Annotated in this window: 7 protein-coding genes; 6 read left to right on the forward strand and 1 reads right to left on the reverse strand. The window is 56.0% G+C overall.

Going from position 1 to position 6,708, the window contains the following annotated elements:
* Positions 1 to 15: 15 nt before the first annotated feature.
* The 6 genes from ACN1C3_RS12335 to ACN1C3_RS12360 all read left to right on the forward strand — a co-directional run bounded on the left by ACN1C3_RS12335 (position 16) and on the right by ACN1C3_RS12360 (position 5,421).
* Positions 16 to 960: a chromate resistance protein ChrB domain-containing protein gene (locus tag ACN1C3_RS12335; RefSeq protein WP_419116083.1), complete on the forward strand. Its 945-nt coding sequence runs from the start codon at positions 16 to 18 to the stop codon at positions 958 to 960.
* On the forward strand, positions 953 to 2,311 hold the full coding sequence (chrA, locus tag ACN1C3_RS12340) for a chromate efflux transporter (protein ID WP_419116084.1): 1,359 nt from the start codon (positions 953 to 955) through the stop codon (positions 2,309 to 2,311). The genes ACN1C3_RS12335 and chrA overlap by 8 nt, the downstream gene beginning before the upstream one ends.
* An 83-nt stretch (positions 2,312 to 2,394) precedes the next feature.
* Positions 2,395 to 2,847 carry a chromate resistance protein ChrB domain-containing protein gene (locus ACN1C3_RS12345; RefSeq protein ID WP_419116085.1) on the forward strand — a complete coding sequence of 151 codons (453 nt, stop codon included), beginning with the start codon at positions 2,395 to 2,397 and terminating at the stop codon, positions 2,845 to 2,847.
* Positions 2,848 to 2,898: 51 nt separating this feature from the next.
* Positions 2,899 to 4,089 carry an MFS transporter gene (locus tag ACN1C3_RS12350; protein WP_419116086.1) on the forward strand — a complete coding sequence of 397 codons (1,191 nt, stop codon included), beginning with the start codon at positions 2,899 to 2,901 and terminating at the stop codon, positions 4,087 to 4,089.
* Between the two features lie 292 nt (positions 4,090 to 4,381).
* Entirely contained in the window at positions 4,382 to 4,618 is a 237-nt protein-coding gene (locus ACN1C3_RS12355) for a hypothetical protein (protein ID WP_419116087.1), read from the forward strand.
* Positions 4,585 to 5,421 (forward strand): ATP-binding cassette domain-containing protein, encoded by an 837-nt coding sequence (locus ACN1C3_RS12360; protein ID WP_419116088.1) that lies wholly within the window; start codon positions 4,585 to 4,587, stop codon positions 5,419 to 5,421. The genes ACN1C3_RS12355 and ACN1C3_RS12360 overlap by 34 nt, the downstream gene beginning before the upstream one ends.
* A 57-nt stretch (positions 5,422 to 5,478) precedes the next feature.
* Here the strand turns inward: ACN1C3_RS12360 and ACN1C3_RS12365 are convergent, their stop codons facing one another.
* Positions 5,479 to 6,246, reverse strand: a complete 768-nt coding sequence (locus ACN1C3_RS12365; protein ID WP_419116089.1) for an alpha/beta hydrolase — start codon at positions 6,244 to 6,246, stop codon at positions 5,479 to 5,481.
* Positions 6,247 to 6,708: the final 462 nt, after the last annotated feature.

Here is a 6,708-nt window from a genome sequence, read left to right on the forward strand (position 1 = left end):
TGATCCTATCTCTACATGAAAAACTGGCTCGCTCTGATCCTCGGTCTGCCGACCGCAAACGCCACCGAGCGCATGCGCGCTTGGCGTGCGTTAAAGGCCTGCGGTGCAGCGGTCCTGCGCGATGGTGCCTATTTGTTGCCGGATACCGATGCCTGTCGAGAGGCGTTGGCATCCGTCGAGCGAGAAATCCTGGCAATTAATGGCACCGCTTACGTCCTGCCCGTGGTAGACCCCGACGGTGAGCGTTTTATCGAACTGTTCGACCGTAGCGATGACTACACCAGACTCAACGCAGAAATTGACGAGTGCCGTGCGCAACTCAATGCTGAGAATGCGCTGGTCACCACCAAACAGATTCGCAAGCTGCGCAAGGCCTACGCGCAGTTAGCCAGCATCGATTACTTTCCAGGCAGTCCAAAACAGCAAATCGACTCAGCTTTGCAGGATCTGGAGACGGCGGTCAGCAGGGCCCTGTCAGCGGATGAACCGCATAGCCGTGACCAACCCATAATCGTACTGAACCGCAGCAACTATCAGGGCCGTGTCTGGGCAACGCGTCAGCGTCCCTGGGTCGACCGACTGGCCTGTGCCTGGCTGATTCGGCGCTTCATTGATCCGCAGGCTCGGATCCTCTGGCTGAACAGCCCTCAGGACTGCCCGGTTGATGCGCTGGGTTTCGACTTTGACGATGCAACCTTCAGTCATGTCGGCAACCGCGTGACCTTCGAAACGCTGCAAGCCAGTTTTGAACTCCACGAGCCAGGTCTCGGCCGCATCGCCGCTCTGGTGCATTACCTGGATGTCGGTGGCATTGCGCCGGTCGAGGCTGTTGGCATCGAGCGAGTGCTGGCGGGGCTGCGCGAAACCATTTCCAGTGATGATCTTTTGCTGGCTGCTGCCAGCGCCATCTTCGACGGCCTGCTCGCAGCGTTTGTGAAAGAGGATAAACCTAATGAATGAAGTCTCCCGATCAGCCGTCGAGCAGGATCTCCAAAGACCTGAGGCGATCAGTTTGCGTGAAGCGTTCTGGTTCTGGCTGAAGCTTGGCTTTATCAGCTTCGGCGGGCCGGCGGGACAGATTTCGATCATGCACCAGGAGTTGGTAGAGCGGCGGCGCTGGATTTCCGAACGACGATTTCTGCATGCGCTCAACTACTGCATGTTGCTCCCCGGGCCGGAAGCTCAGCAGTTGGCGACCTACATTGGTTGGCTGATGCATCGAACCTGGGGTGGAGTGATCGCCGGAGGCCTGTTTGTATTGCCCTCGCTGTTCATCCTGATTGCATTGTCCTGGATGTATATCGCTTTCGGCGAAGTACCGGTGGTGGCGGGACTCTTCTATGGCATCAAGCCCGCCGTGACGGCCATCGTCGTGCAGGCCGCTCATCGAATCGGCTCGCGGGCGCTGAAGAACAATTGGCTGTGGGCAATAGCGGCGGCTTCGTTCACCGCGATATTTGCGTTCAATGTTCCCTTTCCGCTGATCGTGCTGGGTGCAGGTTTGCTCGGTTATCTGGGTGGACGTTATGCGCCAGAGAAATTCAGAACCGGAGGCCACAGCGCCGCTAAAAAGTCCTTTGGCCCGGCCTTGATCGATGACGATACGCCGTCGCCTGAGCATGCACGATTCAGCGGGTTAAAACTGGCGATGCTGATGCTTGTCGGTGCTGCACTGTGGGCGTTGCCAATGGGCATCTTGACTGCACTCTTTGGCTGGGAAGGCACCTTGACCCAGATGGGCTGGTTCTTTACCAAGGCAGCGTTGCTGACCTTTGGCGGCGCCTATGCAGTCCTGCCGTATGTCTACCAGGGCGCGGTGGGGCACTATGGCTGGCTGACCCCGACACAAATGATTGATGGCCTGGCCTTGGGTGAAACCACACCTGGGCCGCTGATCATGGTGGTGGCTTTTGTCGGGTTCGTCGGCGCCTATGTGCTACAGGTTTTCGGTACCGATCATGTGTTTCTCGCCGGAGCCGTCGCGGCCACGCTGGTGACCTGGTTCACCTTCCTGCCTTCGTTCCTGTTCATCCTCGCCGGTGGCCCGCTGGTGGAGGCGACCCATAACGAACTCAAGTTCACCGCACCTCTCACCGGGATTACCGCTGCAGTGGTTGGGGTGATTCTCAATCTGGCGTGTTTCTTCGGTTACCACGTACTTTGGCCTAAAGGGTTCGGCGGTAGCCTCGATTGGCCCTCTGCGCTGATCGCGATTGCAGCGGCGATTGCCTTGTTTCGCTTCAAGCGTGGCGTGATTCAGGTACTGATTGCTTGTGCGCTTATTGGCTTGGTGGTGCATTTGCTGCGCTAAAGGGCTTGGAGTGATTAACCTTTTCTGGTGGGCATCGGGCCTGCCAGATCGCCCAGCCTATTGAGTTAGGCAGGAGGTGTTCCATGAGATGGATTACCCGTGAACGACCCAAGATCGACCGTATTGCCTGTCCTTGGCTGATCACCCGTTTTATCGATCCTGAGGCCGAGTTTTTGTACGTGCCCAGCCGAGAAGTTTTGCGGATTGCCGCTGAGAGAGACGCAACGCCTTACGATATTCCGGGCGTTGAGCTGTCCCACGAAGGCGAGCTGTGCAGCTTCGATGCGTTCCTGAAAAAGTACCAGCTCAGCGATCCCTCCTTGCAGCAGTTGGCCAGGATCGTGCGTGGGGCAGACACTTCCCGCCTGGATCTGACGCCGCAATCGGCTGGGTTGTACGCCATTTCGCTGGGGCTATCGCAGCGCTTTGCCGATGACCACGAAATGCTGGCGCATGGCTTGATTATGTATGACGCACTGTACGCCTGGTGCAAGGAGTGTCAGGGTGAGTCGCATAACTGGCCGCCGCAGATGTGAATCCAGGCTACGTTCATTTCAGACCAGGCTAACCACCCCGAGGTAAAAGAGATGGGTGAATTTGCAGGGGGCTCGAGTCGATCCATTCCACGCACGATCTGGGCGCTGGGATTCGTCAGTCTGTTCATGGACTTGTCATCGGAGTTGGTGCATAGCCTGTTGCCGGTATTTTTGGTGGGTACGTTGGGCATTAGCGTGATGACGATTGGACTCATCGAAGGGGTGGCGGAAGCAACAGCGCTGATCGTTAAAGTCTTTTCTGGAGCCATCAGCGACTTCATTGGCCGCAGGAAAGAGTTGTTGCTGTTGGGCTACGGTCTTGCGGCGCTGACAAAGCCACTATTTCCTCTGGCGGCCTCTGCAGAGCTGGTTTTCACCGCCCGAATCCTCGATCGGATTGGTAAGGGAATCCGCGGTGCTCCGCGTGATGCATTGGTCGCCGATGTGGCTCCACCGGCTATTCGAGGCGCGTGCTTTGGATTGCGTCAGTCGATGGACACCGTAGGCGCCTTTTTAGGCCCCATTCTGGCCATCTTTCTAATGCTGTGGTTTGCCGAGGATATTTCCCGGGTGCTGTGGTTTGCAGTGATTCCCGCGGTACTGGCGGTCGCGCTGCTTTTTTTCGGGATTAACGAACCCGAGCATGAAGCTGTATCACGGCAATTCCGCTCGCCCATACAAATGAATGTATTGAGGCAGTTTTCAAAAAAATACTGGTGGGTCGTGGGCATAGGTGCCGCGTTCACCCTTGCGCGGTTCAGTGAGGCTTTCCTGATCTTGCGTGCCCAGCAATTGGGGTTCTCTGCTACCTGGGTACCTCTGGTCATGGTGGTGATGTCAGGCTTCTATATGTTGTCAGCGTATCCGGTTGGAAAATGGTCAGACAGTATTAGCCGCACAGCATTGCTCGGTGTCGGTTTGGTGCTGCTGATTCTTGCTGATGTGGTGTTGGCCTATGCCGAGTCTGTCGGCATGGTTCTATTGGGTGTCGCCTTATGGGGCCTGCACATGGGTTTCAGCCAGGGAATTCTGGCAACACTGGTGGCGGACACGACGCCCCCCACTCTTAAAGGCACAGCGTTTGGACTGTTCAACCTGGTCAGCGGAATGGCGTTGCTGTTGGCCAGCGTCATCGCCGGCGGACTCTGGCAGGTCTATGGCGCTGCAGTGGCTTTTTATGCCGGTGCGGCATTTTCAGCTGCGGCGCTTCTCTTGTTATTCATCGAACGTCGTTTTACATGAAGGGGTGGCGGCTCGCGGAATGTCGTATTTCACGAGCTGCCCGTAACGAATGGTAGCGTTGATGAATATAAAGTCTTTCTCGAAGACGGGACTTGCACTGGGGTAGTCGCTTTCAGTGGTTGGGTATCAGCGTCTGAATGTGGCGATGTGGCGATGTGACGATCGCCAACATGAACTGGCAATCCGCTGAAGTGATGGCCAATGTCGACAAGCTAATCCTCAACGCAGGCTTGCTTCGTCCAGTTGGCAGAAACTGAAAAACGTCCAATTGCCGTTGGCGCTACCTTCAATCATGGCCGGGATTAATCAGACCATCATGATGGCGCTGGCCATGGTGGTGATCGCCTCGATGATCGGTGTTCAAGGGCTGGGGCAGCCAGTACTCAAGGCCATTTCCAACCAGTACTTCACCTTGGGCATGTTCAACGGTCTGGCCATCGTCGGTATCGCGGTGATCTTCGATCGGGTCAGCCGTCTGGGGGCATTCAGGTCATCATGGGCCTTTCCGGTTCGGGCAAGTCGACGTTGATACGCCATATCAACCGATTGATCGAGCCCACTGCCGACGAAGTCATAGAGGGTGGCGTGGACGTGCTGAAGATGAGCTCGCACGATCTGCGAGAATTCCGCCGACATAAAATCTCCATGGTGTTTCAGAAGTTCGCGCTGCTGCCCAACCGGACCGTGCTCGACAATGCGGTGTATGGGCTGGAGATCCAGGGACGGCCCCGTGGCCGGCAGGTGGACGTGGTCATGGGCTGGCTGGATCGGGCACTGGCCAGCGACGCACCGATTCTGTTGATGGATGAAGCCTTCTCGGCACTCGATCCGCTGATTCGTATGGATATGCAGTCGGTGTTGCTGGATCTACAGAAAGAAATCAAGAAAACCATTGTCTTCATTACCCACGATCTGGATGAGGCGCTGCGCATCGGTGATCGAATAGCCATCCTGCGTGACGGTGAAGTCGTGCAACAAGGCACCCGGCAGGAAATCGTCATGAGCCCTGCCGATGATTACATTGCCAATTTCGTCAAGGAAGTGAATCGGGGGAGGGTGATCAGCGTCGAGGCGATCATGCGACCGTTTATTCGGGTGAAGACAGGAGCAACGCTGGCAGTACTCATGAGGACGTCACTCGAGTCGGCGGTCAAACCACTGGTCGAAGCGGGGCTCGATGAGTTGGTGGTCATCAACAGTCAGGGCGAGCCGGTGGGGCAGCTGGTGCTGAAATCCATTATTGCGACGATGGTCACCTCGACGGTGAGCGAGGAGTCGCAAGCGGTTCAGGTCAAGGCACCAGAGCGGCTCGTTCTTCCGGATTGCAGCTGAGATCGGAACTCTCTCTATAGTCGCTGAACGGCGTCGCTTCTCTGCTAATCAAACAGGTCAATACAATCCGCTTCCGAGCAGCTTCAAGTACTGAGGGCTTTGCGATATTGAGTTGTGGCCAGCACCTGGAATGATCTTGAGCGAGGCCACGCCCGCGGGGAAGTATGCGTAAAGTTTCTCGGTATTTGACCGGGGTATGATTTCGTCGTGTTCAGCCGCGATCAGCAGCGTGGGGACGGTGATTCGAGAGGCGTACTTCCACGATTCGAACTTGTCCTTTAGCAGCCACCGCACTGGGAAAAAGGGCATCTTTATAGCGGCAAGATCTTCCAGGCTGCTGTACGGCGTAATCAGGATCAGGCGCGATGCCGGCCGCTGGCTCGCAAGATGAATGGCAACGCCCGAGCCCAAACTACGCCCCACAATCACCGTATTTGGATGGTCAGCGTGGACCATGTCAAACAAGGCAAGGGCATCGCGCTCGAGGGACTCCTCGGTGGGGGATCCAGAGCTTCCACCGAAACCTCTGTAGTTAAGCAGGTAGATCGCCTGATTCGGAAAGGCTTGCGAAAAGTCAGGCAGGTTCTGCGAGACATCCTCGGCGTTGCCACCAAAGTAGATAAACGCATCCGGACCGTCGTGGGGCCTGACTGACACCAGCACCTGGGCGTCGGTTACAGGTAGCTTGAGAATTGTCGCGGAGATACTCGTGGTGCGAGGTTGCGGTAGGTAGATGAGGGAGCGCTGAAACACGAACAAGGCAGCACAGAGCCCAAGGTATAAGGCTACAAGCGATGCCAGGAGTAATACGACGGTGCGCGGCATACGGCTGACTTCTTTCAAAGGGAACTTATCCGAGGTGTACCACAACATGGAGCGCTGATGCAGGCAGCATACGCTGGAGGGGCTCTGAGAATTCCCTCTATATATAGAGGCCACTGTTTTGCTCTCTATATAGAGGGAAAACAGCCCGCTTTTTTGGCGTTCTGCACCTTATTGATAGAAAAGCCGAATTAGAGGTTGACGGCAGATTCTGGAAGTCTATAATTCGCCCCACTTCCGGCGCAGTCGAAACGGAAAACTCCTTGCTAAACAATGAGTTACGCAGTTTTCGACAGCGGTTACGCTTCCGTTCAGCGAAGCCCGAAGGAGTTAATAAAGTCGTGTTGTTTGACGTTATTAACGGTTCGATCCACTCGGTCGAAAGCGGTGTAAAAGAGGTGTTGACAGCAGCGAGTAACGCTGTAGAATTCGCCTCCCGCTAACGAGTGATCGGAAGCGCCAAGT

This window comes from Pseudomonas sp. H11T01 (genome assembly GCF_048515765.1).
GTDB lineage: Bacteria > Pseudomonadota > Gammaproteobacteria > Pseudomonadales > Pseudomonadaceae > Aquipseudomonas.

What these genes read in the sequence shown, in the direction of transcription:
- ACN1C3_RS12335 (WP_419116083.1), top strand. Translation starts at nt 16, where the DNA reads ATGAAAAACTGGCTCGCTCTGATCCTCGGTCTGCCGACCGCAAACGCC.
- chrA (WP_419116084.1), top strand. Translation starts at nt 953, where the DNA reads ATGAATGAAGTCTCCCGATCAGCCGTCGAGCAGGATCTCCAAAGACCT.
- ACN1C3_RS12345 (WP_419116085.1), top strand. Translation starts at nt 2,395, where the DNA reads ATGAGATGGATTACCCGTGAACGACCCAAGATCGACCGTATTGCCTGT.
- ACN1C3_RS12350 (WP_419116086.1), top strand. Translation starts at nt 2,899, where the DNA reads ATGGGTGAATTTGCAGGGGGCTCGAGTCGATCCATTCCACGCACGATC.
- ACN1C3_RS12355 (WP_419116087.1), top strand. Translation starts at nt 4,382, where the DNA reads ATGGCCGGGATTAATCAGACCATCATGATGGCGCTGGCCATGGTGGTG.
- ACN1C3_RS12360 (WP_419116088.1), top strand. Translation starts at nt 4,585, where the DNA reads ATGGGCCTTTCCGGTTCGGGCAAGTCGACGTTGATACGCCATATCAAC.
- ACN1C3_RS12365 (WP_419116089.1), bottom strand. Translation starts at nt 6,246, where the DNA reads ATGCCGCGCACCGTCGTATTACTCCTGGCATCGCTTGTAGCCTTATAC.